Below are 20,846 nucleotides of genomic sequence, written 5' to 3' on the forward strand. Positions count from 1 at the left end.
TCGATGAGGCTGGATTGCCCAGTGACGTTTCGGCTAGGACCTATGGCAACAAGCGCTACTTCGGCATGGTGATTGCTGATCAGTCTTTAAAGCCAGGCAAGCGTCTGCAACGATGCAAGCATGTTCATGCAATGCCTCAACGATTCGTTGAGGGTCTTGACTGGCATCAAACCAAGTATTCAGTGCTGTTTTAGAAAAAATACAAGCAGTTTATGAAGGAAAGAGCTATAGAAAAGGAGTTTTTAAGGCGTTTCTATCGGAAAAATTAGAGTGGTACGACGCGATTTATCAAGATATCGAGCGAAACGGGTATCGGCGGTCCGACTCGATTGAGAACAACGTGGAAGTTGCCTTGGCCGCGAAAGGCGATCTTCTGCTCATCGATGGACGCCATCGTTTGATTTTGGCGCAGCTGCTGGGTTTGAAAAAGATTCCTGTAGTCGTGAACTTGGTGGCTGAAAGTGTCGCAAGATCCCTGCTCGATTGTTCGGATCATTCGACGGCTCGTCCCTACGAAGAAAGCAAAAGAACCACTGCAGCACAGTGGATGTCTCGTCATCACCTTCCTTTTGCTGTGGCGAAATTGCTGGGTCTCAAGAAAAACGCTGGCCCCCTCGATCATCTCAATGGGGTTGGGGCAACGTTGTCGATAGCTGATGCTGAAAGTTTAAAGCAGCAATTGCTTCATCAAACGGTTGATCAACGTTTCAATGCCTTGATCACCGTTGCAGGTGGTCGAAATGGAAAAGGGGGGCTGGTGAATTCGCACCAGCGCAATCATTTTTCGTCTTAACGGCGAGTTATCAACGATTGTTCTTGTTGTTCAGCTCTGTTCGCCTTCATCCTTCATCAGGCGCAGCGCCGCATTCATCACAGCAGCTTTCACCTCCCGGCGCTCGAGTCCCTGGCGTTCGAAATGACGGACGATGCGCGATAAATCCCACCAGACGGCCACTTCCACTTCATCCATCTCGTTGGCGATGTGGAGAGTCATGGCTGTGCTGGGTCCTATTTCAGCTGTAGCCCGTTGTCAGCTGCGCCTGAGGCTCCTGCGGAATGACTGCTGAATTCAGTTGCGATTCCGCCTAGATGCTCGTTCGTGGCTACGAAGCAAGTGGTTGCCCCCTTCACCATGCAGCACTACTTGATCGTTTGGACCTTCCCGACCGTTGAGGGGGCCTGGGAGTCGTGCCCTGGCTTTGCTGACTACATCAATGCGGGAGCACCTGGTGATGCGTTCGACGGCTTTGCTCTCAAATACCGCGTCTGTGAACCGATCAGCGGTAGTGGTGTTGCTATTGCCGTTGCCAGTGACATCGGCAAGGTGTGGGCGCATCTCGGCCCCTGGATCAAAGACTTCGGCATTCAGTTCGACGTCACTGCCGTGGTTTCGGATGCCGAATTTGCTGCGATGTGGCCGATGGTGGAAGCTGCATCATCCGTCGACTGAGACGGCTAATCCGTAAACCTTTGCCCGGCCTTGACGCTTGCCTTGCTTGAGCCTCTGCTGTTTCTTGCTGCGGCTGGATCGGCTTCAGCGGGATTGTTGATCCTGCAATTGGGTCTGCAACGCGTGTTTGCTGTTGCACCGCGCTTGAAGCCGGCTCAGTCGGACGCTGCTCCGGACACCTCGCTGACTGTGGTGATCCCTGCATTCAACGAAGCACACAACATCGCAGCCTGTGTTGGCTGCGTGCTGGCCAGTGAGCCTCCTTGCCGGGATTGGTCGGTGCTGGTGGTGGATGACGATTCCACCGATGCAACGGTGGAGAACGCCAGTCGCGCTGGCTCTGAAGCGTCCCACTTCCGCCTGATTCAGGCCGGCCCCAGGCCCGTCAATGAACGCTGGGTGGGCAAGAATTGGGCCTGCAGCAAGGCCGTTGAACAGGTCTCCAGCGATTGGCTGTTGTTCATCGATGCCGATGTTCGGCTCAAGCCCGATGCGCTGCAACGGGCCCTTGCACAGGCCCTTGATGAGGATGCTGATCTGCTCAGCCTGGCGCCGCGGTTGAGCTGCGGATGCCTGGCGGAATGGATGGTGCAGCCCATCATGGCCAGCCTGCTGGGCCTCGGTTTCCCCATTCTTGAAACCAACGACCCTGCATCGCCGGTGGCGTTTGCGGCGGGACCTTTCATGTTGTTCAAGGCGTCCATCTATGCGCAGATCGGTGGCCACCGTGCCCTGGCTGGCGAGGTGGTGGAAGATCTGGCCCTCGCCCGTGCCATCAAGGGCGGCGGCCATCGGCTTCGTTATCTCCTGGGGCTTGATGCGGTCGATCTGCGGATGTACAGCGACCTGGCGGCTCTTTGGGAGGGCTGGACCAAGAACTGGTTTCTGGGTTTGGATCGGGATCCCGTCAAAGCCCTCGGAGCAGCCTTGGTGGTGCTGTTGATGTTCACAGTGCCCTGGCTGTTACTGCCGGCATCGCTCGTGCTGCTCTGGCTCCAGCCCCTGTTGGCGAATCTTTGGTGGTGGTTGATGGCCTTGGCGAGCTTGGCCATCTTTCAACAGCTGCTGCTGCGGCTGTGGACGCGCAGAAACTTTGACGTGCCCCTCAGCTATTGGTGGCTGATGGGTGCCGGTGGGTTGCTGGTGGGCGCGATTGGCCCTGTCTCGATTTGGCGCACCCGTTCGGGACGCGGCTGGACCTGGAAAGGCCGGCCCCTCAATTAGGCCTGGTGCCCTGTTTTGCGGGCATCTTCAGCCCGCCGCCGGATCGCGGCATGCCGGAATGCTTTTTCCAGCTTCGTCAATTTGGGCTGCTGGTACTGCAGGGCAGCCTCGCCGCGGGCTTTGGCTGCGTTGATGAAATCGTCTGTCTTGGTGCCGCTGAGTCCACTCATCTCAATGCCTCAACTAGCTCAAGCCTGGTTCTCTTGAAGCTCAATTGGGCTCGAAGTAAAGACCTTCTATGGAATTCACCCTTGAGGGGAATGGTTGTTCAGCCTCGATCTGACCGATAAGCCATTCCCTCTGAAGCCTCTCGCATGGGCCGCTTGTGTGCGAAGGTAAGAAGTCTTGATCAATTTCTTTTTTTGACGATCTTCATTGGAAATCTCTCCTGGGACGCTGAGCGGGAGGATCTCACTCATCTGTTCAGTCAGTACGGCGAGGTGAGCAAATGCTCCTTGCCCCTCGACCGGGAGACGGGCCGCAAGCGTGGTTTCGCTTTTGTGGATCTCAGCAACGAAGCCGATGAGCAGTCGGCGATCGACGACCTGCAGAACGTTGAGTGGATGGGCCGTGCCATCTCCGTTCGTAAGGCCGAACCCCGCCGCTGAGCTTCAAAACAAGCCCAAGGGGGATGGGCCGGTGATCGTTCACTGGCACCCGAACCCCTGACTCACCTCACTGTCCAAAACCTCGGTCGGTTGTGGATGGTGAGCTTGTCTCATGCTTTGCGTTGGCCGGTTGCTGTTGTGAGGCCTGGTTGAACCGACTGTCGAGCCAACGCGAAAGAACATAGATCCCAATGAACATCGGGATATAAATCTGATAGGCACTCTGCTGTTCAATTTCGAGCTGATTGACGACTGTGACGGCTGCCGTGCTGAGCACGAGGTAGATCCCGACACGCCGAAACAGGGGTGATTTGAACAACGGTTTGAGAGTCCGAACCTTTCATCATGTTCTCCTGCTGAGGACCTCCCTCAATTGGGGGATGTGCCAGACGCGGTTTGCCTACTGAACGAGGAGGCGCTGCAACGCTCTGATGCCACCCGCCTATGACCTGATCATTGAGCGTGGGGGCTTGGTTGTGGTGGAGACCATCGAGGCCTGTGACGAGGACGCTGCCTGGCGCGCTGGTTTGATGTTGCACATTGATGCACTGATGGCCGTGGTCTGCACGGACGAACACGACCCTTAATTGATGCGGGCTTAGGCTTCTCTTAAGAGTTGGAGCGGTGCCGTGATCGGATTGATCGCCTCAGGTTTGTTCCTGGTGTTTCCCTCGATTCCTGGAGCGGATCTTTCCCTGTTCAGGCAGTTGAACAGGGAGCTCGGTGCCCTTTGTCAGGAGCCTCCCGCACAGGCCATCAGGGTCTGTCACCTCCACGCCAGGCTGGTGAACGGCTGAGTCAGCGCTCGTCAGGCACCACACCACAAGCAACCCGCGCTCCACCTCCACCAAGGGGGGGCTCGTCCTTGTAGGTGTCGCCTCCAGCGTGAACAATCAGAGCTTTGCCCCTCAGATCAGCTGTGCTGAGCCGTGGCGCCACCACGCTGGTGTTGGTCTTGCCATCGTCATCCACCACCAGCCTGCTTAGATCGCCCCGGTGACCGTTTCCAAAGGGGCCGAGGTGCTGGCCAGTTTCGTCAGGGTCCCAGTGCCCACCTGCAGCAAGGCCGGCAACTGGGGTGCTCTCGGGGGTTTCGCCCACTTCACAGCTTCCCGTGCTGTGGAGATGGAAGCCGTGTTCCCCAGGGCTCAGCCCCGCCAGATCGGGATAAATCACCAGGCCTTGGTCGGTATCTTGCGCTGTGATGCTGCCGATCGACTCGCCAATGCCATTGGCATCAATGCGTTGCAGGGTTACCTCCAAGGCTTCGCACAAGCCCGGAGTGAGCGTGAGCAGGCCGATGAGCAGAACGAGCTGGGCGAGCAGATGACGCATCACAGAACCGCGTGTTCTTGAATTGTCGCTTCCGGTTGGTGCCGTCTGCGGTGAAGATGGTGCGTCGTTCGGCTGATGCTTGGTGATGAGGTGGGAATACACCCAGTTGCGCTTCGTGCCCCGGGGGAAGTCGTGGACCGGTGAAATCGAGGAGCTCTGGCTGGATGATCGCCAGCTGATCTCCAGAAGCCATCCACAGCGGGACGTCAGTCTGGTGGGGTTAATGAATGAATTGGGTGAGCAGGGCTGGGAATTGGTCACCTACGCCCAACCCTTTACCGGCTACCACGGTGGTTGCTACACCTTCAAACGTCAGAAGTGAACAGGTGTCTTAGAGCGGGCTGGCGTTGATGTGCTGGGCCATGCCCATAAAACCGATCACGAGAAGAGCAACAGCAACCGTTGAGGCCAGGGATGCCAAGCTCATTTGTGTTTGATGACTCAAGCTTTTCATGCATCAACCTCGTTTTTCAGATGCACGAGAATGCATTGCTCGTAACAGACTCCGTCATCGAGATTGCAGAGTGTTAGACACTCAAAATAAGCATTTACTTGTGTTTCAGTGACGCAGGCCTGGGCTGCATTTGGTGATTCTAGGTCTTTATTCAGCATGTCATTCTCAATTCGCAGAGCGACACTATGCTGATTTTCTTTTTTGGGCAATGAAATTATTGCGGAGGGTAAATACCTAGAAAGGATTACCTATTCGATTGCAATTATGGTTTTTAGGATTCTTTCCGAGCTTCTGAACGCAAGAGCATGCGCTCGAAAGCTTGATTTGATCGCAGATCCGGGCTCCTTAAGCTCAATTGATGAGCAAGGGCAACCCCACTGAACGGCTCGAGGACGATCTCGACCGTGCTAAAGCTCGTGGCCGTTGGCTCAGTGACGATGAGCAGGCTGAGCTTGATCGTGAAGCCGATGCCGTGGCCATTCAGGTTGAGGCCAAGCAAAAGCGTGATCGCAAGCTGATGATCCTCACCGGGGTCTGCCTGTTAATTCCGCCGTTGTGGCCTGTGGCCCTTGGCCTGACACTGTTTCTTCTCTACCCACACAGCATGGCCAGGATCGGGCTTGCTGCTGCGATCACCTTCTTAGTTGGCGGATTGCTGTTGGCCGGCCTGCTCGGTTTGGTGATGGTCTGGCTGATTCAGCTGCTGTTCTGATCACTTCTGCTCAGATCAGTTTCTTGATTTCACCACCGTCATGCCGACAAGGGCCAGGGCAATCAAAGCCAGCTTGATGTGCTGAATGCCAAAGGGAATGCAGACGATCGTGACAAAACAGGCCAGGGCGCTGCTGAGGTGGCCCAGGGCAAGCCACCAGCCGGCCAAAAGGAACCAGATCACATTGCCGAGTGCACCCAGGGACCCGTCCTCAGATCGCCTCTTTCCCTGAGTTGACGACGTCTCACGGCTTCGGAACCGAAAGGCCAGAGCGAGAAATACCCGATCATCCAGCATGACCGCGCCCATGGCAGTCCAATGATGGTGATGGCGCAGATCAGTGCGGCCAGTCACCAGGCCAGAGCCATGGGCAGTCCGCCGAGAACAACTCAGAGGAGGTTTAGGACTATCGAGAACATGTCTCCATTGTCACGGCAAGCCCAATGCTCGTTCGTTAAATTCTGTAAAAGATGTTTGACCGGTTATGTCGGGCAGTTACGGGATTATTGGTTGTGGATATGTCGGATCTGCTGTTGCAGCTCATCTCAGGCGTCAAGGCCACGAGGTTGTTGGCACCACCACAAGCCCTGAACGGCTGGCTGAACTCTGCGATCTGGTCGACCATCCCCGCCTCTACAACGCGGGCGACTCCATGGCCGATACCAGCTTCCTGGATCGGCTCGATGGCGTTCTGATTGCGATAGCTCCCACTACAACCACCTTTGAAGAGGATCAATATGAGAAGGTCTACGGCCAGGCGGTGCCGTCCCTTGTTGATGCGCTGCGTCAACGCCAGGGGCGCCGGCCTCTGCATGTGACCTACCTGAGCAGTGCTGGGGTGTACGGAGATCAGTCCGGTGCGATCTGCAATGAGCTGACGCCTCCTGATTGTTCCAACAATGCCAACGCTCTTCTGGCCAGCGCCGAGACGTCTGTTCTTTCATTGAACGACGCCTCAACCCAGGCTTGTGTGTTGCGGCTGGGTGGTATTTACGGTCCTGGTAAGGACATCCCGTCGTACATCCGTAGTGCTGCTGGTCAGTCGGTTCGCAAGAACGGCAATCACATCAACGCCTGGGTTCATTTGCTCGACATCGTCCGTGGCGTTGACTTTGCTTTCGGCCGGAGTCTCCAAGGCATCTACAACCTTGTGGATGATCTTCAGTTCACTCGGCGTCAGCTCTCTAATGCCCTGTGTGATGACTTCGGATTGCCTCCTGTGATCTGGGACAACCACGATCGCCCCGGAGGCCGCATCTTCAATGCCCGTGTCAGCAACGCCCGGCTGCGTGAAATTGGATTTCAGCCCAGTATCAGCTCCATGCTCGAACCTGTGGCGGCCTGAGCCTCGCAGCATTGGTTAGCGGATCCGTACAACGTCTGCGGCTGATTTGATTTTTCGATACACATTGAGCGAATTTCTCTCATTTTTTTGATGTTCATGTAAAGCAGGATTGCGGGATCCACGGTCAACTTGCTGCGTTGATTAGACCCTCTGCATTCAACGCGGTGGCGCTGTGAAAGACGAATCGTTTTGCACTGAATTTGCGTCCTACTTGGCACTGATGTTGTTGGAGCTCAATGCAGAACTGCTTGAGCTTGCAGACGAAGCCTCTAATGTGAAAACAGATGCTTCTGTAGTTGAACTTGAGCGTGCTTGCTAATGCTGGCTAGCATTCGTGCCGTCTTTGCTGACGCTCAAACAGAAGCTTTGGATCAGCTATATGACGTCATCAATGCCGCGCGTGATCTTGCATCGGATTCAGATTTTCAAGCCTGTTACGACCTCGTAATGGCCTCCGGTGGCCCTGAAGTTGAGACCTGGATCAACTTCACTGTGACGACTGCTACCCGCTTTAATCTTGATGATCAACTGGAGCCGAAACAGTTTCTTTCAGTTCTCAAGGAATGTTGTGATGCCCGTCGGGAGCATCAGAGGGCTCAGCCCTCGGAATAGCGCAGTGCTTTGAGACCCATCACCAGATGGGTGCGAAAACTTCCCAGCGCCATTACCTGTTTGGGCGACCGGGTGTCGCTCACTGCATCACCCTGCCCTTCAATCCAACGCAGCAACTCCTGGGTTTGGTCGGCCCACGCACTCAGTGCTGCGCGCAGCAGTTCGTCATCGCTGAGTTGACCTTCAGGAACGGCGGATGTGTCCATCGCCGCTTTCAGCAAGGCGTTGAGTTGCTGGTGACTCAGCGCGTCAGGAACAAAGGGATCGAGATCGATGCTTAAGAGAATCTTTAGGTATGTCTCGACGCTAGTTCAGGGGTATCGGTTAAGACCACCCGTGTTTTGGCTCATTGCGTCAGCGTGATGGAGCTTGATCCGGGTCAACGCTTAGGCCGCGCGTGGCGAGTGCCAGGCGTCGGGCTGCCAACAGAGCGGGATAGGCGAGTGCTGAACGTTGGTTATCACCGAACAGCTTGGCCAGCAGCCCTAATAGGGGATCGCTGGGTTTCATGCGCCGGCTGAGTTCTGCGATGGCTTCACTGCCATGCCACCGACGCTCTCCTTCGATCAAAATGGCTCCATTGCGAAGAGGCAGTCCGAGGGCATTGAGCTCGCGACGGATGTTGTGATCGGCGCGCCCGTCAACAATGCGCAAGTTTGGAACACCCGCCTGGAGCTCACTGCGCAGGGCAAACTCCCGACAGAATGGACATCCGCCGTCGTAGATGAGGGTTAACAGCATTGCTGAATTCTGTCGCGAAGGGCTTGGGCCTGGCGTTGTTGCTCTGCTGGTTGTTGGTGGCGCCCCAGCCGTTATGGGCCGATTGGATCTGCGATGGCGATCAGCTCAGTGTTGTGATCACGCGAGGAGCCGTCGATCTCACCGGTCTGCCGGAGGGCATTCCCAACTCGTTGGAGGGAACCCTGCCTGGAGATGGCATTTTGCTTCGTTGGCGTGATGTGGAGTTGCAACTTCCGCGCACCAACAATGCAGGTGAGCCCAGTTACACCGATGGCCGTTGGTGGTGGCGTGTTGTTGACGCTTCAGCGCCGGAATTCTGGGAACGCCGAGGCTCGGTGGTTCGCCACCAATGCGAACTGATCTGAGTCCTTTTACTGCAGTTTTCGCTTTCGGCGGTTGGCCTTGCGGGTTCCTCCATAGCGATAACCAGCTTGTTCTTGAAAGTTCGGCCAGCAGGTTTTGCACACCAGTATCCAGTCCGCGAGTCCTTCCGTACTGACTCGGAAATGCACGCTCCCCGGCTGTCTGCAGTGATCACAACAAAAGCTTTTGTTTTTCCACAGTTTTTTACCTGACTCCTGTCGCACATCGGGCTGCTGAGACTCCCGCTGAGGATTCTTTGCTTGGTTCACAGCAGAAAGCGCTTCGTTTGGACTTGATGCGTTCTCAGGATCACTGATGCGTTGGTTCCTTGAAAACAACTGCCAGAACAGCATTCTTGTCAACGAACTGGAGGATTCGCTTGGTACTGGTGAGCGTCTGAGGCTTGTTTTCCACGCCGACTGCCGAAACCGCTGTGTTCGCCAGGATCACAGGCTTGAGTCCTGTGGAAAAGCTGTGTATAAAACTACGAATCACTTGGAGCATGGGCGTTGATAGAGGCTTTTAGGGCGGCCATCTCATGGGCAGTGAGGTGAGCTTCGACGGCCTCAGGAGTGTTGTTCAGATAGTGGATCCATTCTTCGTAGCACTGCTGTTGCTTTGCCATGGGGTTCTGGCCTTCAACATCCCTTGCGCTGACCAGAAGCTCTTCGATCCTGGCTAGCCGCGTTTCGATCCGGCTCAGGCGGCTGGCGATGGCGTCGTCCTGTTGCGTCATATGCGGAGGGGCGGGAGGGCCTCTGATTGCTGAAGGGAGAGACAGGGTTGACGGTGTAGTACATGCGCACTAAAACAGATGTACTGCTCTAAAGCTCATGTCTGCGAGTTCCCCTTATGCCCCCTTCTGCGCTGACGAGTGGATGCGTCATTCTTTCATCCGTCCGCGCAAGGCGTTCCCGGCGAAAGCCTCAGCCTTGGCTAAGTCTCGTGCCAAGCCGCCCGCTGCAGCTCGAGCTTGTGATGCCGTGCAGGGAGAGCTCTTCCTCTTTCCAGTTGTGATCTGCTGAGCCTTGGTCTCTGCGACAAACGTTTGCAGAAGTAGCTGTTTGCCCCCTGCTCTGCCAGGGTTAACAGTGGTTTTTGTTGCCAGACCATGCTGTTGTTCGCCTCTCAGACAGCTCAAGGAGGTCCGACTGTGATTCTTCCGGCCCTGCTCATCACCGGTCTTCTGGTCGCAGCATCCCAGGCTTTTGTTCCCAAGGGCGGCGACAACGACTGAGTTGTGCCGCCCGCTTTATCGAAGGGCTGAGAGAACATCAGCCCCGAAAGCATTGGCATCAAAAGCTGGCTTTTTGGGTGTCTGTCCCACACGCACAATCACCGCGCCCTGGGAAGGAGCCACAAGCAGCAGTTGTCCCTAGATAGCCCTCCGCTGAAAAGCTGTCTGTGGGAAGTTAAGGCCTTGACATGCTGCGGCTTAGCCACCATTGCGCTCCGTAGGCCTGCTTGGATCCCCGTGACGCCGTTCGAGCCTGCTGAACCAAGTTCGAGGGCAAAAGTTGCTTGCCGTTCCAGCTGCCCTGATCCAGGTAAAGCTGGCCAAAGCGGGCCCAATCGCGTCCGCTTGCCCAAGCCAGGGATGAGCGCACCAAAGTTCCACTGTTGTCGCTTTCCAGAACAGCAGTAGTCATCCCGAGAGGCCCGAACAACGCCTGTAAGGGGGAAGTTTCAGTAGCGCTGATCGTCATCGATGGCGTGACTCAGGATCCGGCTGAGGATGTTGGTGGTTCTGGATGAATAGTTTTCCCTGGTTTTTTCATGAGCAATTTGCTTGCGGCGAACCCTGCTATGTCGGCTTCCTGGGTCAGCATCCGTACCAGATCCGAGTTCAGTACTCCCGTCGATTCCTCGAAAGCCAGCCCTCTGTTCATTCGCAGCAGCTGATCCAGGTTGATCTTTTTGCGTGGATCCAGCGCAATACTCCATTCGGGCACCCTTGGCGGCTTGTCTGGATCCAGAAGCTCTTCGTGGATGGCTCGTCCGATCAGGGCATTGTTGATGCTTTTGCTCATCGACCAGCCAATCAGTGGCATGTCGGGCTGAATGCCCTTGTCGTAGCGCTCGGCATTCACCCAGCCGTTCTGCACCACAACCACAGCCTGGGTTCGTTTTGGTAGGAGCGGCTCGTTCTCCTGAAAGGCGAGATCGAAAGGCGTGTTCAGCGCTTGGCGATCGATTTCAGGTGGCTCTGGCTGAGCTGTGGCGATTAGGAGCCTGGGGTCTCCAATGGGCTTGGAATTCCCTGAGCCAGGTTTGTTTTGGCTGAGTGCTCGGGGCGTTGGTTGGCCGTTGATGCTCGAAGTGCAGCCCCTTTCACCGTTATCAATTGCTTCAGCACGAATCAGCCCGAACTGGGAGCTCGCTTTAACTCGACCAATTTGGGTGTGGATCATCCCCTGGCCGTCGCCAGGTCTTCTTTCAACATTTGGTTTGGATCCATCCCAGCCATAAGCGCGCCGCTGCAGAGCTGCTTGGCGATGAAACTCGTCCCCGCCTTGGCGAAGTTGACCAGCTTTGGCAGGGGAGTTCCCAGGCCTGCTGTGATGCTGAAGGCCACTGCCGCAGTTGAGATCACCACAATGCGCCACTGCTGCTTTGCCACCTTCAACGGCCATGAAAAAAGCGGGGGATGTCCCCGCTTCAATCATGAGTGGAGATTTGGCCTTAGTACACGTCGTAGCTCACCCCGCGGTAACGCAGTTCCCGTCCGCCGCTTGGGTGCTGTTGTGGGTCGATCGCTTCGTAGACAACGCCGCGATAGCGCAGCACCTTGGTTTTGGTTCCCACCGGGGTGTGCACCTGGTCGGTGTGGCCTTGGTGGCGGTATGCCCGTGCCATTTGTGTTCTGGCCGTCTCAATGGCCTGATTGCGCACAGTCCGTGCCTTGATCAGTTGAAGGGTGTTCATCTTTCTCTTGCGCGGTGCCCACGCCCCCGTTGCTTGGCGTGGATCTGACTGCTGCCTGCTGAAGAGGCTCAACGTGACCACACCCTAGCCCTAGTTTGTATCAACCGCTACTGTTTTTCTGCTTCGTTGTGGGGGGCTTGGCAGCATGGGTCTTGATGAATGCGGCGATTGTCTGAGGCAGTTCCTCTGGTGTGCATCTGCGGGCCCTCTGCAGCTGGCAAGACAACCTTTGCGGCTCATCTCGCCGAGCAGCTGCGTGGTAGGGGACGGCGTCCACTTCTGATCGCTTGCGACGACTACTACCGCAGTGGTTGGTTCCCCAGCTCTCGCTATGGATTCGACACGGTGGATGCCATTGACGCGGATCAGCTGCGGATGCAGCTCAGCGCTGTTCGCTACCGGCAGCTGGGCTCCCTGCGCAGCTACGACATGCGCAGCCGCAAGGTTGGCTCACGGCCATTGAATCAGCCCTATGACCTGGTTCTGGTTGAAGGCTCCTATGGGCCCCAACATTTGCTGGAGGCGGTGCCGATCTCGCTTGTGGTGTACATCGAAACCCCTCTTCTGCAGAGGCTGGTCAGGCGTCTCTGGCGTGATGTACGCGAAAGGCAGCGGTCGGCTTTGTATGTGATTCGTCAGATGCTGGGTGAAATGTTGCCCGGTGAAAGAAACTTCATTCACCCTTTGAAGCAGCGCGCTGATGTGATCGTTCGTGGTTACGACTGGAATCTGGACCCTGTTCTCAGCAGGATTGAATAATCGCGGTTAATGGAGGCAGCCGTAAGCCTCCCCTCCTCTGAGGCAAGACAGGACTCTGGTGAATGTCATTCCCAGAGGTGTGATGACCAGGCTCAGCTGTCAGGCCTTGTTTCCTTTGTCGTCCCAGTACTCGATCCTTCTCACTTCAAGGGCGTCTTGTTTCAATTTGGTGGCGATCTCCTTGGCTCTCGCTCTCAGGTACAACTCATCCGCCACCAGGCTTTGGTAAACGATCTCCTCCAGTGTTTCTGCTGGAGCTTCTGAGACGATCTGCTTTACGTCATCCTTGCTCAGCTTCACGTCAGTTCGGATGCTGACGGTCTGCTCGAAGTCGAACTCGATTTCGTTGATTACCGTTTCCATGGGATTCCTTCCAGGCAAAAAGAAACCCCCGCCAAAGGCAGGGGTTCCAAAACGACTCGCAGGAGTGTGTCCTTGTTTCCACCCTGCGAGGCACTTTTCCTCACACATCAAAGATGGCAACACGAGGCTCGCGGTGGGATTGCTGATGGACAGCCTCGCGGTTGGCACCAGGCCCGTCTCAAAGTTCAGCCGCATCGCCCCAGGCCGGAGACGCAAGGCGCTTCCAGCCTTGGGTCTGCAATGACGCCCAGAGTTGTTCTGCTTCGGCCTTTCTGAGATGTCGCCGCTCCTTCAGTAGGGGAGGGCCATCAGGCAGGCGTCGGCCTCTGTCGATGAAAACCTTCGGCTCGTTGATCCATCCCTTCTGATCGCGATGGAATCGCCAGATCCAACGGCCATCACTGTCAATTAGCCAGCCTTCTCCCATGACATTGCTATGAGTACACCAGTACTAGCAATGACGAGCGTGGGCGGTCAAGTGAGCTCCTGTCTCAAGTTCAAGCCAAAACAAGGAGCAATTAGTCCAACCCCTCGGAGACGCATGGAAAGAATTGGTGCTTTCGTGTTGCACTGCCCATAGCGCTGGAGCTTTCGCGGGGATCGATCTGCACGTTTTTAGGCATTACTGCTTAAAAAGAGCTGTTCTCACTCGAGTGATGATTCGGTCGGCGGGAGAATCACTGCCAACGCTTCGGGCAGTTGAAAGAGCGCAGGTTCCCTCGCCTGCGCCTCCCCCACGCATTCAAGGGAAGACGTCGCCGGTCCAGCTGCCTTGGCACCGATGGGCTGATCCAGCTAACAACCCTTCAGGATCTACCGCATCATGGCCTCTTTCAACATCAGCATCGAGGGTGGAGCCAGCTTTGCGTGCCCTGATGACACGTACATCCTCGATGCGGCTGACGAGGCCGGAGTTGATCTGCCCTATTCCTGTCGGGCCGGAGCCTGTTCCACCTGTGCCGGCCGTCTGGTTAGTGGCTCGGTGGATCAGACGGATCAGAGTTTTCTCGATGATGATCAGATCGGGCAGGGGTTTGCCCTTCTTTGTGTGAGCTACCCCACCGCTGATTGCGTGATCAAGGCCAACGCTGAAGAGCACTTGTCTTGATCAGGGCTTGCGGGTGATTACAGGACGGCGCCGTTTCGGATAGAGCTCACGGCACATGGGGCAGACGGTTCCATTGCAGCCCCGTGCCGTGCATAACTCGCGGCCCCAAAAGATGATCTGCAGGTGCAGCCGGTTCCAGTGCTCCCTGGGGAAGAGGCGCTTGAGGTCCTGTTCCGTACGCACCACACTGCTGCCGTCGCTCAATCCCCAGCGCTGAGCCAGCCGGTGGATGTGGGTGTCGACGGGGAAGGCGGGCACGCCGAAGGCCTGGGCCATCACCACGCTGGCTGTCTTGTGCCCCACGCCGGGTAACGCTTCAAGCTCCTCAAAGCTCTGGGGAACGCCGCCGTCGTAGGCCGTCACCAGAATCTGGGCAAGGCGGCGCACGTTTTTTGCCTTGGTTTTCGCCAGCCCGAGCTGCCGGATGAAGGCGAGGATCTGCTCCTCCTCGAGTGCTGCCATGGCGGCGGGTGTTGGCCCCGCGGCAAACAGCGCCGGCGTCACCTCATTCACCTTCTTGTCGGTGCATTGGGCACTCAACAGAACAGCGATCAGCAGGGTGAACGGATCACTGTGATCCAGGGGAATCGGTGTTTCCGGGTACTTTTCGTGGAGGCGCTGCAGGATCACCTCCACCCGCTCTGACCTGCGCACGGGAGTTCAGTGGGTGCAGTGATCTTGGCGCTTCGGTGATTGCATCGCTTCCTTGCAGCGATTCCCTGCCGTTGCCGCTGTTGTTTTAGGACCGACTGATGCCATCCTCGATTACGTCAGGTCAGTTCTCTTTACCCCTGTTGAACTGGAAATGTTCGGCGGCTGCGCTGCTGGTTGTGATGGGTGTGCTGCTGGCCTCCTGCCGCAGCCGAGACCAGGACGTCACCGCGGATTCACGCCCACAGGTGCTCACCACCTTCACGGTTTTGGCCGATCTGGCCCGGAATGTGGCCGGTGATCGGTTGCAAGTGGCTTCGATCGTCAAGCCCGGTGCAGAAATCCACGGCTACCAACCCACCCCCAGTGACATCGAGCGCGCCAGCAAGGCGGATCTGATTGTTGAGAACGGGTTGGGGCTGGAGTTGTGGGCCCAGCGTTTCACGGCTGCAGCGGGGGATGTGCCCACCATCACACTTTCGGAGGGGATAGACCCTCTGCTGATCACGGAGGACGCCTATTCCGGCAAGCCCAACCCTCATGCCTGGATGTCCCCCCAGCGCACGATGGGCTATGTGGACCATCTGGAGCGGGCCTTCAGCCAACTCGATCCTGCCGGGGCCGAGGTCTTTGCCGCTAACGCCTCGGCTTACAAAGCAAAGCTCCAGGCCCTTGATGAGGAGCTGCGGACGGCGATGGCTGCGCTGCCTGAACAACAGCGGTTGCTAGTGAGTTGCGAAGGAGCCTTCACCTATCTTGCGGCGGACTATGGGCTTGAGGAGGCCTATCTCTGGCCGGTGAATGCCGAAAGTGAGATCACACCCAAACGCATGGCACGGTTGATCGACACCGTTAGAGAGCGCCAGGTGCCCACAATTTTTTGTGAAAGCACCGTGAGCGACAAAGCCCAACGGGAGGTGGCGGCGGCGGCAGGCGCTCGATTCGGGGGCACCTTTTACGTGGATTCCCTTTCGTCCCTGGATGGGCCTGCCCCCACCCTGTTGGAACTGCAGCGGCACAATGTGGGTCTGATCCGCAAGGGCCTAGACCTGTCCGAGAGCAACCGCTGATGCGCATTCAGGCCGACCAGCTCTGTGTGGATTACAACGGCACCGTTGCCTTGTACGACGCCAGCCTGCACCTGCCAGCAGGATGCATCTGCGGTTTGGTGGGTATGAACGGTGCCGGTAAATCGACGTTTTTCAAGGCCCTCACTGGGTTTGTTCGTCCCTCACGCGGCAGAATCCGGATCAACGGCAGCAGCGTTGCCGAAGCCCAGCGTCATCAGGCGGTGGCCTACGTGCCCCAGAGCGAAGGGGTGGATGCCCAGTTCCCTGTTTCTGTGAGGGATGTGGTGATGATGGGTCGGTACGGCGCGATGAATCCACTGCGGATTCCCCGAAGCTCGGATCATGTGGCTGTGCGGGACGCCTTGATGCGGGTCGATCTGCTGGAGCTGGCAGATCGTCCCCTTGGCACCCTCTCGGGTGGTCAGCGCAAGCGCACGTTCCTGGCCCGGGCGATCGCCCAGCGTGCTGATGTGCTGCTGCTGGATGAACCCTTCAACGGGGTCGATGTGCGCACTGAGCAGCTGATGGCCCAGCTGTTTCTTCAGTTTCGCGACGAGGGACGCACGATCCTGATCTCCACCCACGACCTGGGTCACGTCCGTGATTTTTGTGATCTGGTGGTTCTGATCAACAAGACCGTGCTCGCCTATGGGGAAACCTCGGAAGTCTTCACCCCCGAGAACCTGGCCATGACCTTCGGCGGCGTGCCGCCCGATCTGCTAACTGGCAACAGCTCCCCGGAAGAGAAGTTCTGATTAAGACCTTCTAGCTTCAGTCGTTGATGTTCGAGAAGCGTCAGGCATCAGGGCAGCGAGAGCCTGATCCAGGTCTTGCATGAACAGATGCATCGTCTCGCGTCGGTTACGGCGGTACTGGTTCAGTCGAGTCCGCACGGGCAAAGCACGTCCAAGACGCAGTTCCACCCGTTGTGGTCCGAGGCTGGGCTGACCCTTCCAGGGCTTGTCTTCAATCCAGCCGATCGCCTCCTCCACCAGCAGCAACATCTCAGCAAAACGATCAAAGTCGGGCCGATCGCTTATGTAGTGACCACTCACGCTGGTGAAATGCTCCACCAGTCGCATCCGGGTGAGTTGGAGATCGGCTTCCCGTGCCTCCCAGTCCGCAAGGCTCCGCTCCAGGGGTGAGAGCTGATCAACACCTTCCCTGTAAATCCGATCCCAGGCGGCCTGCTCGATCCGACGGCAACGCTCTTGCAGATTGCCGACGGCACGCAAGGCGAAATGGCCCTCGGCTTTGGCAAGACCATGCAGGCGATAGGCACCAATCCGTTCGCCGAAGGTCTGATCTGGATCGGGCTTCAGCCGTTCGAGCTGCTCAAGCGCTTTGAGCAGATTCATGCCGATCTGGATCAGCCGGTCGCGCCTGCTTCCCTCGGGATTTTCTGGGTCGGCGTCGGCGCCGGAAATGCCGAGATGGCTTTCCAGGGCTGTCAACCGCGCATCGATGGCATCCCAGTTGTGTTGTCTCCAGCTGTAGTCAATGCCAATTGGCAGCACCTCCAGTGGCCGCACGTCGTTAGCTTTCTCCAGATCTTCAGCGGCCCAGAACGCCAATTGGGCCACTCCCGGTTCCAACGGCGCCATCTCGCCGGAGAGGTTGTTGGTGGCTCCTTCCGGTGCCACCACCAGCGGGTAGTGCCCCTGGGTCAGAGCCGCACGGGCCTGGGCAAGGGCCGGGCGGTCCAACCGACCGCGATGGATCGCAATGCCACCGCTGCGTTGCAGCAGCCAACCAATCACCTGGCCAGCCCAGATCGGAATGCCACGGTCGTAGAGAAACCGCAACTGGATGGGACGTGGCAACGGCAGCTTGAGCCGCCTTGCCGCCTGGGGAACACGGTTCCAGAACAGATCCGCCAGCACCACCGGATCGCGGGTGCTGGGGTGGCGAAAGGCGATCAGCAGATTGCAGCCGCCCGACTGCTGCTCTGCAAAGGCCCGCGCCAAGCCTTCTGCCGCATTTCTATAGCGGATCTCGAGCCCCTGACTGCGGAAAAGCAGTGGAAGCAGTCGGCTGACAACGGCCTGAACCATCCGGCTGGGGCGTGTGGGTAGCCGGCGCAGCGCGGGACGAGCGGTATGGGTGGAGGCGCGGGGCATCGAACCGGCTGCAGCGCGCCCATACTGAACCGATGGAGCTCTTGCTGGAACCCCTCAGTCATGCCTTCATGGTCAAGGCGTTGTTGATCAGTGCCCTCGTCGGCGGTGTTTGTGGGCTGTTGTCCTGCTTCATGACGCTGAAGGGATGGGCGTTGATGGGTGACGCCGTTTCCCATGCCGTTCTCCCTGGCGTGGTGGTCGCTTATGCGCTGGGACTCCCCTTCTCCTTGGGGGCGTTCGTCTTCGGTGTCGGCTCCGTTGCGGCCATCGGATTTGTGAAGCAGAAGTCGAGGGTGAAGGAAGACACCGTAATTGGGCTTGTCTTCACCGGCTTCTTCGCCCTTGGTCTGGTGCTTGTCTCGAAGACGCGCAGCAACATCGATCTCACCCACATCCTGTTCGGCAATGTTCTGGGGATCTCAACAGGGGACGTGCAACAGACCCTGGTGATTTCCGTACTGGTGCTGGTGCTGCTGCTGCTGTTCCGGCGGGACTTGATGCTTTTTTGCTTTGACCCCACCCACGCCCGATCTATCGGGATCAACACCGGGCTCCTGCACTACATGCTGTTGGGGCTCCTCTCCCTGGCCGCCGTGGCCGGTCTGCAGACCGTAGGAATCATTTTGGTCGTTTCTATGCTCGTCACTCCCGGTGCCACGGCCTATCTGCTTACCGATCGGTTCGATCGGATGACGCTGCTGGCCGTCACCAGCAGCGTGCTCTCAAGTGTTCTGGGGGTGTTCATCAGCTATTGGTCCGACAGCTCCACCGCTGGTTGCATCGTGCTGGCGCAAACCGCGCAATTCGTGCTCGCCTTCCTTTTGGCCCCTGGTCAGGGGGTGCTGCGGCGTCTCTGATCGATTGATCAGCGCGCGTCGTCGTCCCAGTCGTAGATGTCGTTGAAGCGTTGAACGCCGGCTTCCCGGAAGTGAAATTCCCTGGCGGAATAATCCTGATTAGATGCCTTCTGTTTGGAACCTGCCTGGTCCCACGGCTCGCGGTAATCAAGATCGTCCCGCATGTCTTGGAGTGGCTCAGGAGGCTTCGCTGTCATCCCACTTGGCTTTGCCATCGAGCAGTTCGATCAGCTCCTGGAGCCTGCCCATGGTGACGCGAACATCGGCACCGTCGGGCAGAACACCATCGGCCACCACGTTGTAGTGGTCGCGGCACTGGTTTCGCAGCTCCTGTAAGCGCTTTTTGGTGATGGTCTTTTTCTGTTCTGCCGTTGCCATGGCGATTGCAAAGTCTGGCCCTCATCCCTAGCAGAGCAGGGTGCTGCGTTTGGATTTATCCCGGGAGAACCTGGCGAAAGCCATGGGCTTCGACCACGTTGAGCGGGGTCTTGAATAGCTCACTCAGCTCGGCTGGCCGCAGCATCTCCAGCGGACTCCCATCCCCAACAAGGCGTCCCTGCGCCAGAAATAGCACCCGTTCCATCTCCGGCAGGATCGTGTCCACGCGGTGGGTCACCTGCACCACGGTTGTCCCCGCTTGGATCAGGCCTCGGAGGATGTTCAACAACTGATGGCAGGCCTGGAGATCAAGGGCTCGGCTCGGCTCATCCAGCACCAGCACCTCAGGGTCGTGCACCAGGGCGCGAGCTATCAACAGGCGGCGCCGCTGTCCGTCCGACAGTTCTCCATAGCAGCGCCCACGAATGCTTTGGAGTTGCAGCTGATCGAGTAGATCTTGCGATTGCTCCCATTGCTCACCGCTTGGTTTCTGATCCCGGCCCAGCCGGGTGGCACCAAAAAAACTGCTCACCACCACTTCATCAACCGCTGTTTTGGGATGAACCCGCTGTTCCAACTCGCTGGATACAACCCCCAGGCGGCTGCGCAGCGCCCAGAGGTTCACCGTCTCGCTGCCAAAAAGCCGCAGGTGCGCGTCGGCCCGAACAATGGGATAAACGCTGCGGTCGATCAGTTTCACAAGGCTGCTTTTACCTGCGCCGTTGGGCCCCAACACCGTTGTGGACTGCCGCAGCTTCAATTGCAGGTTGAGGTTGTGCAGCACCGGGCGATCGCCCAACCATGCCTCCACATTGCAGAGATCGAGCCAGGTTTCAGCAGTCATGGCCTTCCTGCAGCAGCCGTTCGATCACGATCGACAGGCGGGGCGCGACGGGCCGTAGCTCCTGCTGCCGCTCGCTCCAAATCGACTCACGCACAAGTTCGCTGAGGGAGACCAACTTCATCTCCTGGCCCTCCTTCAACTGCAGCTTGCTCAAGGGCACGCTGAGGGCTCCACGGAACACATGGGCCACCCGGTTGCCGCTGTCGTCGCTGAACCAATGCTGGAGCGGCACGCTGGGTGACCAATCGATCTCCTCCTGCAGTTCGCGGTGCACGGCTTCGCTGGCTGTTTCTCCCGGGTCGAGATGGCCGCCAAATAGCCCCCAATGGCCTGGATAAATGATCGAGTCGACATCGTCTCGCAGCTGGAGCAGCCATTGCCCCTCCCGCTGGAGCATGGCCAGGGCAACGGCGTGCTTCATGGCACCTCCGGTTTGAGCCGCGACCACTGAGCGAGTCCACCGCCCCGGCCCCGCGCCGTCAGAGTTCTCTGCTGCTCGTTCAGCTCGATCAGGGCAAAAAAAGGAAGCCGTTGGGGCTGTGGTGAAGGCAGGCTTCGCTGAAGCAGCAGCTGACTCGACCAGGACAGCTCCATTGACGTGAAGCTGAACATCAGCAGCGGTCTTGAACCCTTGAGCTGGGCATGACCACTGAACCTCAATCGGAACCCGGCCAGGGATACCTGATTGGTGATGTCCAGGCCCTGGTCACAAGGGCTCAAAATCAGGCTGGCTTGCAGCCAACGCAGCAGTGTTGATGTGCCGGGCGCCGGCACATCACCGTTGCGATTCCAGGTTTGCTGCAAGATCCAGCAGCCCGGCAACTGCTCGATCTGAATGCCGCTCCCATTTCGGCGGCTCTGACGTTCACGAGCCAGAAGGGCAGCGGCAGGCGGACCAGATACGACTGAGATCATGGGGCTCTGCAA

37 protein-coding genes and 1 pseudogene are annotated in these 20,846 nt (G+C 57.7%); 16 read left to right on the top strand and 22 right to left on the bottom strand.

The window, feature by feature from the left end; all coding sequences use genetic code 11:
• Nucleotides 1-340 precede the first annotated feature (340 nt).
• A complete protein-coding gene (locus tag FZZ85_RS01960) occupies nt 341-793 on the top strand; it encodes a hypothetical protein (protein WP_226411682.1) in 453 nt (150 codons plus the stop codon).
• Between the two features lie 30 nt (nt 794-823).
• On the opposite strand, the gene FZZ85_RS01965 is transcribed toward FZZ85_RS01960, so the two are convergent.
• Nucleotides 824-994 (bottom strand): hypothetical protein, encoded by a 171-nt coding sequence (locus tag FZZ85_RS01965; RefSeq protein ID WP_226411684.1) that lies wholly within the window; start codon nt 992-994, stop codon nt 824-826.
• Nucleotides 995-1,132: 138 nt separating this feature from the next.
• On the opposite strand from FZZ85_RS01965, the gene FZZ85_RS01970 reads away from it, so the two are divergent.
• Nucleotides 1,133-1,450: a DUF3303 domain-containing protein gene (locus tag FZZ85_RS01970; RefSeq protein ID WP_226411963.1), complete on the top strand. Its 318-nt coding sequence runs from the start codon at nt 1,133-1,135 to the stop codon at nt 1,448-1,450.
• 30 nt (nt 1,451-1,480) lie between these two features.
• Complete coding sequence (locus FZZ85_RS01975; RefSeq protein ID WP_226411686.1) at nt 1,481-2,674, top strand: glycosyltransferase family 2 protein; 1,194 nt, start codon at nt 1,481-1,483, stop codon at nt 2,672-2,674.
• Here the strand turns inward: FZZ85_RS01975 and FZZ85_RS01980 are convergent.
• Entirely contained in the window at nt 2,671-2,844 is a 174-nt protein-coding gene (locus FZZ85_RS01980) for a hypothetical protein (protein WP_226399537.1), read from the bottom strand. The two genes, FZZ85_RS01975 and FZZ85_RS01980, sit on opposite strands and share 4 nt — an antisense overlap.
• Nucleotides 2,845-3,036: 192 nt before the next feature.
• Between FZZ85_RS01980 and FZZ85_RS01985 the strand changes: the two genes are divergently transcribed.
• Nucleotides 3,037-3,282, top strand: coding sequence for an RNA-binding protein (locus FZZ85_RS01985; RefSeq protein ID WP_186540459.1), 246 nt, complete (start codon nt 3,037-3,039; stop codon nt 3,280-3,282).
• Nucleotides 3,283-3,349: 67 nt separating this feature from the next.
• On the opposite strand, the gene FZZ85_RS01990 is transcribed toward FZZ85_RS01985, so the two are convergent.
• Nucleotides 3,350-3,601, bottom strand: a complete 252-nt coding sequence (locus tag FZZ85_RS01990; RefSeq protein ID WP_226411688.1) for a hypothetical protein — start codon at nt 3,599-3,601, stop codon at nt 3,350-3,352.
• A 112-nt stretch (nt 3,602-3,713) separates the two neighbouring features.
• Between FZZ85_RS01990 and FZZ85_RS01995 the strand changes: the two genes are divergently transcribed.
• Nucleotides 3,714-3,869 (top strand): hypothetical protein, encoded by a 156-nt coding sequence (locus FZZ85_RS01995; RefSeq protein ID WP_226411690.1) that lies wholly within the window; start codon nt 3,714-3,716, stop codon nt 3,867-3,869.
• 211 nt (nt 3,870-4,080) lie between these two features.
• Here FZZ85_RS01995 and sodC read toward each other — a convergent pair whose 3' ends face one another.
• Nucleotides 4,081-4,617: a superoxide dismutase family protein gene (gene sodC, locus FZZ85_RS02000; RefSeq protein WP_226411692.1), complete on the bottom strand. Its 537-nt coding sequence runs from the start codon at nt 4,615-4,617 to the stop codon at nt 4,081-4,083.
• Nucleotides 4,618-4,702: 85 nt separating this feature from the next.
• Here sodC and FZZ85_RS02005 point away from each other — a divergent pair, with 85 nt between their 5' ends.
• Both FZZ85_RS02005 and FZZ85_RS02010 read left to right on the top strand, forming a co-directional pair.
• Nucleotides 4,703-4,939: a hypothetical protein gene (locus FZZ85_RS02005; protein WP_186495351.1), complete on the top strand. Its 237-nt coding sequence runs from the start codon at nt 4,703-4,705 to the stop codon at nt 4,937-4,939.
• A gap of 490 nt (nt 4,940-5,429) precedes the next feature.
• On the top strand, nt 5,430-5,783 hold the full coding sequence (locus tag FZZ85_RS02010) for a hypothetical protein (protein WP_226411694.1): 354 nt from the start codon (nt 5,430-5,432) through the stop codon (nt 5,781-5,783).
• Between the two features lie 15 nt (nt 5,784-5,798).
• Here FZZ85_RS02010 and FZZ85_RS02015 read toward each other — a convergent pair.
• A pseudogene (locus tag FZZ85_RS02015) lies at nt 5,799-6,151 on the bottom strand (YccF domain-containing protein).
• Between the two features lie 116 nt (nt 6,152-6,267).
• On the opposite strand from FZZ85_RS02015, the gene FZZ85_RS02020 reads away from it, so the two are divergent.
• Nucleotides 6,268-7,128 carry an SDR family oxidoreductase gene (locus FZZ85_RS02020; RefSeq protein ID WP_226411696.1) on the top strand — a complete coding sequence of 287 codons (861 nt, stop codon included), beginning with the start codon at nt 6,268-6,270 and terminating at the stop codon, nt 7,126-7,128.
• A 318-nt stretch (nt 7,129-7,446) separates the two neighbouring features.
• Nucleotides 7,447-7,740, top strand: a complete 294-nt coding sequence (locus FZZ85_RS02025; protein ID WP_226411698.1) for a hypothetical protein — start codon at nt 7,447-7,449, stop codon at nt 7,738-7,740.
• Here FZZ85_RS02025 and FZZ85_RS02030 read toward each other — a convergent pair.
• Nucleotides 7,725-7,946: a hypothetical protein gene (locus tag FZZ85_RS02030; RefSeq protein WP_226411700.1), complete on the bottom strand. Its 222-nt coding sequence runs from the start codon at nt 7,944-7,946 to the stop codon at nt 7,725-7,727. The two genes, FZZ85_RS02025 and FZZ85_RS02030, sit on opposite strands and share 16 nt — an antisense overlap.
• Before the next feature lie 148 nt (nt 7,947-8,094).
• Nucleotides 8,095-8,481 (bottom strand): DCC1-like thiol-disulfide oxidoreductase family protein, encoded by a 387-nt coding sequence (locus tag FZZ85_RS02035; RefSeq protein WP_226411702.1) that lies wholly within the window; start codon nt 8,479-8,481, stop codon nt 8,095-8,097.
• On the opposite strand from FZZ85_RS02035, the gene FZZ85_RS02040 reads away from it, so the two are divergent.
• Nucleotides 8,481-8,846: a hypothetical protein gene (locus FZZ85_RS02040; RefSeq protein WP_226411704.1), complete on the top strand. Its 366-nt coding sequence runs from the start codon at nt 8,481-8,483 to the stop codon at nt 8,844-8,846. The two genes, FZZ85_RS02035 and FZZ85_RS02040, sit on opposite strands and share 1 nt — an antisense overlap.
• A 6-nt stretch (nt 8,847-8,852) precedes the next feature.
• Here the strand turns inward: FZZ85_RS02040 and FZZ85_RS02045 are convergent, their stop codons facing one another.
• A complete protein-coding gene (locus FZZ85_RS02045; protein WP_226411706.1) occupies nt 8,853-9,197 on the bottom strand; it encodes a hypothetical protein in 345 nt (114 codons plus the stop codon).
• Nucleotides 9,198-9,328: 131 nt separating this feature from the next.
• Nucleotides 9,329-9,580: a hypothetical protein gene (locus FZZ85_RS02050; RefSeq protein ID WP_226411708.1), complete on the bottom strand. Its 252-nt coding sequence runs from the start codon at nt 9,578-9,580 to the stop codon at nt 9,329-9,331.
• A 375-nt stretch (nt 9,581-9,955) separates the two neighbouring features.
• Here FZZ85_RS02050 and FZZ85_RS12010 point away from each other — a divergent pair, with 375 nt between their 5' ends.
• Complete coding sequence (locus tag FZZ85_RS12010) at nt 9,956-10,081, top strand: hypothetical protein (protein WP_255615903.1); 126 nt, start codon at nt 9,956-9,958, stop codon at nt 10,079-10,081.
• A gap of 175 nt (nt 10,082-10,256) precedes the next feature.
• On the opposite strand, the gene FZZ85_RS02055 is transcribed toward FZZ85_RS12010, so the two are convergent.
• From FZZ85_RS02055 to FZZ85_RS02070, 4 genes are all read right to left on the bottom strand, one after another.
• Complete coding sequence (locus FZZ85_RS02055; protein ID WP_226411710.1) at nt 10,257-10,550, bottom strand: hypothetical protein; 294 nt, start codon at nt 10,548-10,550, stop codon at nt 10,257-10,259.
• 12 nt (nt 10,551-10,562) lie between these two features.
• Nucleotides 10,563-11,255, bottom strand: a complete 693-nt coding sequence (locus tag FZZ85_RS02060) for a hypothetical protein (protein ID WP_226411712.1) — start codon at nt 11,253-11,255, stop codon at nt 10,563-10,565.
• Nucleotides 11,252-11,464, bottom strand: a complete 213-nt coding sequence (locus tag FZZ85_RS02065; RefSeq protein ID WP_226411714.1) for a hypothetical protein — start codon at nt 11,462-11,464, stop codon at nt 11,252-11,254. The genes FZZ85_RS02060 and FZZ85_RS02065 overlap by 4 nt, the downstream gene beginning before the upstream one ends.
• A 62-nt stretch (nt 11,465-11,526) precedes the next feature.
• On the bottom strand, nt 11,527-11,769 hold the full coding sequence (locus FZZ85_RS02070) for a hypothetical protein (RefSeq protein ID WP_226411716.1): 243 nt from the start codon (nt 11,767-11,769) through the stop codon (nt 11,527-11,529).
• Nucleotides 11,770-11,928: 159 nt separating this feature from the next.
• Between FZZ85_RS02070 and FZZ85_RS02075 the strand changes: the two genes are divergently transcribed.
• Nucleotides 11,929-12,528 (top strand): uridine kinase, encoded by a 600-nt coding sequence (locus FZZ85_RS02075; RefSeq protein WP_226411718.1) that lies wholly within the window; start codon nt 11,929-11,931, stop codon nt 12,526-12,528.
• Between the two features lie 99 nt (nt 12,529-12,627).
• Here FZZ85_RS02075 and FZZ85_RS02080 read toward each other — a convergent pair whose 3' ends face one another.
• Together FZZ85_RS02080 and FZZ85_RS02085 are read right to left on the bottom strand one after the other, a co-directional pair.
• The gene (locus FZZ85_RS02080; RefSeq protein WP_226411720.1) at nt 12,628-13,086 is read right to left on the bottom strand and encodes a hypothetical protein; all 459 of its coding nucleotides are present in this window, start codon (nt 13,084-13,086) and stop codon (nt 12,628-12,630) included.
• The gene (locus FZZ85_RS02085; protein ID WP_226411722.1) at nt 13,070-13,318 is read right to left on the bottom strand and encodes a DUF1651 domain-containing protein; all 249 of its coding nucleotides are present in this window, start codon (nt 13,316-13,318) and stop codon (nt 13,070-13,072) included. Before FZZ85_RS02085 ends, FZZ85_RS02080 begins: the two co-directional genes overlap by 17 nt.
• 396 nt (nt 13,319-13,714) lie before the next feature.
• On the opposite strand from FZZ85_RS02085, the gene FZZ85_RS02090 reads away from it, so the two are divergent.
• Entirely contained in the window at nt 13,715-13,999 is a 285-nt protein-coding gene (locus tag FZZ85_RS02090; RefSeq protein WP_226411724.1) for a 2Fe-2S iron-sulfur cluster-binding protein, read from the top strand.
• Here FZZ85_RS02090 and nth read toward each other — a convergent pair whose 3' ends face one another.
• Complete coding sequence (nth, locus tag FZZ85_RS02095) at nt 14,000-14,653, bottom strand: endonuclease III (protein WP_226411726.1); 654 nt, start codon at nt 14,651-14,653, stop codon at nt 14,000-14,002.
• A gap of 98 nt (nt 14,654-14,751) precedes the next feature.
• On the opposite strand from nth, the gene FZZ85_RS02100 reads away from it, so the two are divergent.
• Both FZZ85_RS02100 and FZZ85_RS02105 read left to right on the top strand, forming a co-directional pair.
• Nucleotides 14,752-15,720, top strand: a complete 969-nt coding sequence (locus tag FZZ85_RS02100) for a metal ABC transporter substrate-binding protein (RefSeq protein WP_370631101.1) — start codon at nt 14,752-14,754, stop codon at nt 15,718-15,720.
• A complete protein-coding gene (locus tag FZZ85_RS02105; RefSeq protein WP_226411728.1) occupies nt 15,720-16,475 on the top strand; it encodes a metal ABC transporter ATP-binding protein in 756 nt (251 codons plus the stop codon). Before FZZ85_RS02100 ends, FZZ85_RS02105 begins: the two co-directional genes overlap by 1 nt.
• On the opposite strand, the gene FZZ85_RS02110 is transcribed toward FZZ85_RS02105, so the two are convergent.
• Complete coding sequence (locus tag FZZ85_RS02110) at nt 16,476-17,840, bottom strand: 1-acyl-sn-glycerol-3-phosphate acyltransferase (protein WP_226411730.1); 1,365 nt, start codon at nt 17,838-17,840, stop codon at nt 16,476-16,478.
• Between the two features lie 32 nt (nt 17,841-17,872).
• On the opposite strand from FZZ85_RS02110, the gene FZZ85_RS02115 reads away from it, so the two are divergent.
• Nucleotides 17,873-18,697, top strand: coding sequence for a metal ABC transporter permease (locus FZZ85_RS02115; RefSeq protein WP_226411732.1), 825 nt, complete (start codon nt 17,873-17,875; stop codon nt 18,695-18,697).
• An 8-nt stretch (nt 18,698-18,705) separates the two neighbouring features.
• On the opposite strand, the gene FZZ85_RS02120 is transcribed toward FZZ85_RS02115, so the two are convergent.
• Genes FZZ85_RS02120 through FZZ85_RS02140 form a run of 5 tightly spaced genes read right to left on the bottom strand, consistent with a single transcriptional unit; the run spans nt 18,706 to nt 20,834 of the window.
• Nucleotides 18,706-18,861: a hypothetical protein gene (locus tag FZZ85_RS02120; protein WP_226411734.1), complete on the bottom strand. Its 156-nt coding sequence runs from the start codon at nt 18,859-18,861 to the stop codon at nt 18,706-18,708.
• Nucleotides 18,862-18,874: 13 nt separating this feature from the next.
• Nucleotides 18,875-19,075 (bottom strand): hypothetical protein, encoded by a 201-nt coding sequence (locus FZZ85_RS02125; RefSeq protein ID WP_011364449.1) that lies wholly within the window; start codon nt 19,073-19,075, stop codon nt 18,875-18,877.
• A 55-nt stretch (nt 19,076-19,130) separates the two neighbouring features.
• Entirely contained in the window at nt 19,131-19,919 is a 789-nt protein-coding gene (locus FZZ85_RS02130) for an ABC transporter ATP-binding protein (protein ID WP_226411736.1), read from the bottom strand.
• On the bottom strand, nt 19,909-20,340 hold the full coding sequence (locus FZZ85_RS02135; protein WP_226411738.1) for an NUDIX hydrolase: 432 nt from the start codon (nt 20,338-20,340) through the stop codon (nt 19,909-19,911). Before FZZ85_RS02135 ends, FZZ85_RS02130 begins: the two co-directional genes overlap by 11 nt.
• Nucleotides 20,337-20,834 carry a hypothetical protein gene (locus FZZ85_RS02140; RefSeq protein WP_226411740.1) on the bottom strand — a complete coding sequence of 166 codons (498 nt, stop codon included), beginning with the start codon at nt 20,832-20,834 and terminating at the stop codon, nt 20,337-20,339. The genes FZZ85_RS02135 and FZZ85_RS02140 overlap by 4 nt, the downstream gene beginning before the upstream one ends.
• Nucleotides 20,835-20,846: the final 12 nt, after the last annotated feature.

Origin of the sequence: Synechococcus sp. MU1642, from assembly GCF_020514115.1 — a bacterium.
In the GTDB taxonomy this organism is placed as follows: Bacteria; Cyanobacteriota; Cyanobacteriia; order PCC-6307; family Cyanobiaceae; genus Parasynechococcus.

Coding starts and splice junctions, on each gene's coding strand:
- FZZ85_RS01965 (WP_226411684.1), bottom strand. CDS start 994: ATGACTCTCCACATCGCCAACGAGATGGATGAAGTGGAAGTGGCCGTC.
- FZZ85_RS01970 (WP_226411963.1), top strand. CDS start 1,133: ATGCAGCACTACTTGATCGTTTGGACCTTCCCGACCGTTGAGGGGGCC.
- FZZ85_RS01980 (WP_226399537.1), bottom strand. CDS start 2,844: ATGAGTGGACTCAGCGGCACCAAGACAGACGATTTCATCAACGCAGCC.
- FZZ85_RS01995 (WP_226411690.1), top strand. CDS start 3,714: ATGCCACCCGCCTATGACCTGATCATTGAGCGTGGGGGCTTGGTTGTG.
- sodC (WP_226411692.1), bottom strand. CDS start 4,617: ATGCGTCATCTGCTCGCCCAGCTCGTTCTGCTCATCGGCCTGCTCACG.
- FZZ85_RS02005 (WP_186495351.1), top strand. CDS start 4,703: ATGAGGTGGGAATACACCCAGTTGCGCTTCGTGCCCCGGGGGAAGTCG.
- FZZ85_RS02010 (WP_226411694.1), top strand. CDS start 5,430: ATGAGCAAGGGCAACCCCACTGAACGGCTCGAGGACGATCTCGACCGT.
- FZZ85_RS02020 (WP_226411696.1), top strand. CDS start 6,268: ATGTCGGGCAGTTACGGGATTATTGGTTGTGGATATGTCGGATCTGCT.
- FZZ85_RS02025 (WP_226411698.1), top strand. CDS start 7,447: ATGCTGGCTAGCATTCGTGCCGTCTTTGCTGACGCTCAAACAGAAGCT.
- FZZ85_RS02030 (WP_226411700.1), bottom strand. CDS start 7,946: ATGGACACATCCGCCGTTCCTGAAGGTCAACTCAGCGATGACGAACTG.
- FZZ85_RS02035 (WP_226411702.1), bottom strand. CDS start 8,481: ATGCTGTTAACCCTCATCTACGACGGCGGATGTCCATTCTGTCGGGAG.
- FZZ85_RS02045 (WP_226411706.1), bottom strand. CDS start 9,197: ATGCTGTTCTGGCAGTTGTTTTCAAGGAACCAACGCATCAGTGATCCT.
- FZZ85_RS02050 (WP_226411708.1), bottom strand. CDS start 9,580: ATGACGCAACAGGACGACGCCATCGCCAGCCGCCTGAGCCGGATCGAA.
- FZZ85_RS12010 (WP_255615903.1), top strand. CDS start 9,956: ATGCTGTTGTTCGCCTCTCAGACAGCTCAAGGAGGTCCGACTGTGATT.
- FZZ85_RS02055 (WP_226411710.1), bottom strand. CDS start 10,550: ATGACGATCAGCGCTACTGAAACTTCCCCCTTACAGGCGTTGTTCGGG.
- FZZ85_RS02060 (WP_226411712.1), bottom strand. CDS start 11,255: ATGATCCACACCCAAATTGGTCGAGTTAAAGCGAGCTCCCAGTTCGGG.
- FZZ85_RS02070 (WP_226411716.1), bottom strand. CDS start 11,769: ATGAACACCCTTCAACTGATCAAGGCACGGACTGTGCGCAATCAGGCC.
- FZZ85_RS02075 (WP_226411718.1), top strand. CDS start 11,929: ATGCGGCGATTGTCTGAGGCAGTTCCTCTGGTGTGCATCTGCGGGCCC.
- FZZ85_RS02080 (WP_226411720.1), bottom strand. CDS start 13,086: ATGCGGCTGAACTTTGAGACGGGCCTGGTGCCAACCGCGAGGCTGTCC.
- FZZ85_RS02085 (WP_226411722.1), bottom strand. CDS start 13,318: ATGGGAGAAGGCTGGCTAATTGACAGTGATGGCCGTTGGATCTGGCGA.
- FZZ85_RS02090 (WP_226411724.1), top strand. CDS start 13,715: ATGGCCTCTTTCAACATCAGCATCGAGGGTGGAGCCAGCTTTGCGTGC.
- FZZ85_RS02100 (WP_370631101.1), top strand. CDS start 14,752: ATGCCATCCTCGATTACGTCAGGTCAGTTCTCTTTACCCCTGTTGAAC.
- FZZ85_RS02105 (WP_226411728.1), top strand. CDS start 15,720: ATGCGCATTCAGGCCGACCAGCTCTGTGTGGATTACAACGGCACCGTT.
- FZZ85_RS02110 (WP_226411730.1), bottom strand. CDS start 17,840: ATGCCCCGCGCCTCCACCCATACCGCTCGTCCCGCGCTGCGCCGGCTA.
- FZZ85_RS02115 (WP_226411732.1), top strand. CDS start 17,873: ATGGAGCTCTTGCTGGAACCCCTCAGTCATGCCTTCATGGTCAAGGCG.
- FZZ85_RS02120 (WP_226411734.1), bottom strand. CDS start 18,861: ATGCGGGACGATCTTGATTACCGCGAGCCGTGGGACCAGGCAGGTTCC.
- FZZ85_RS02125 (WP_011364449.1), bottom strand. CDS start 19,075: ATGGCAACGGCAGAACAGAAAAAGACCATCACCAAAAAGCGCTTACAG.
- FZZ85_RS02130 (WP_226411736.1), bottom strand. CDS start 19,919: ATGACTGCTGAAACCTGGCTCGATCTCTGCAATGTGGAGGCATGGTTG.
- FZZ85_RS02135 (WP_226411738.1), bottom strand. CDS start 20,340: ATGAAGCACGCCGTTGCCCTGGCCATGCTCCAGCGGGAGGGGCAATGG.
- FZZ85_RS02140 (WP_226411740.1), bottom strand. CDS start 20,834: ATGATCTCAGTCGTATCTGGTCCGCCTGCCGCTGCCCTTCTGGCTCGT.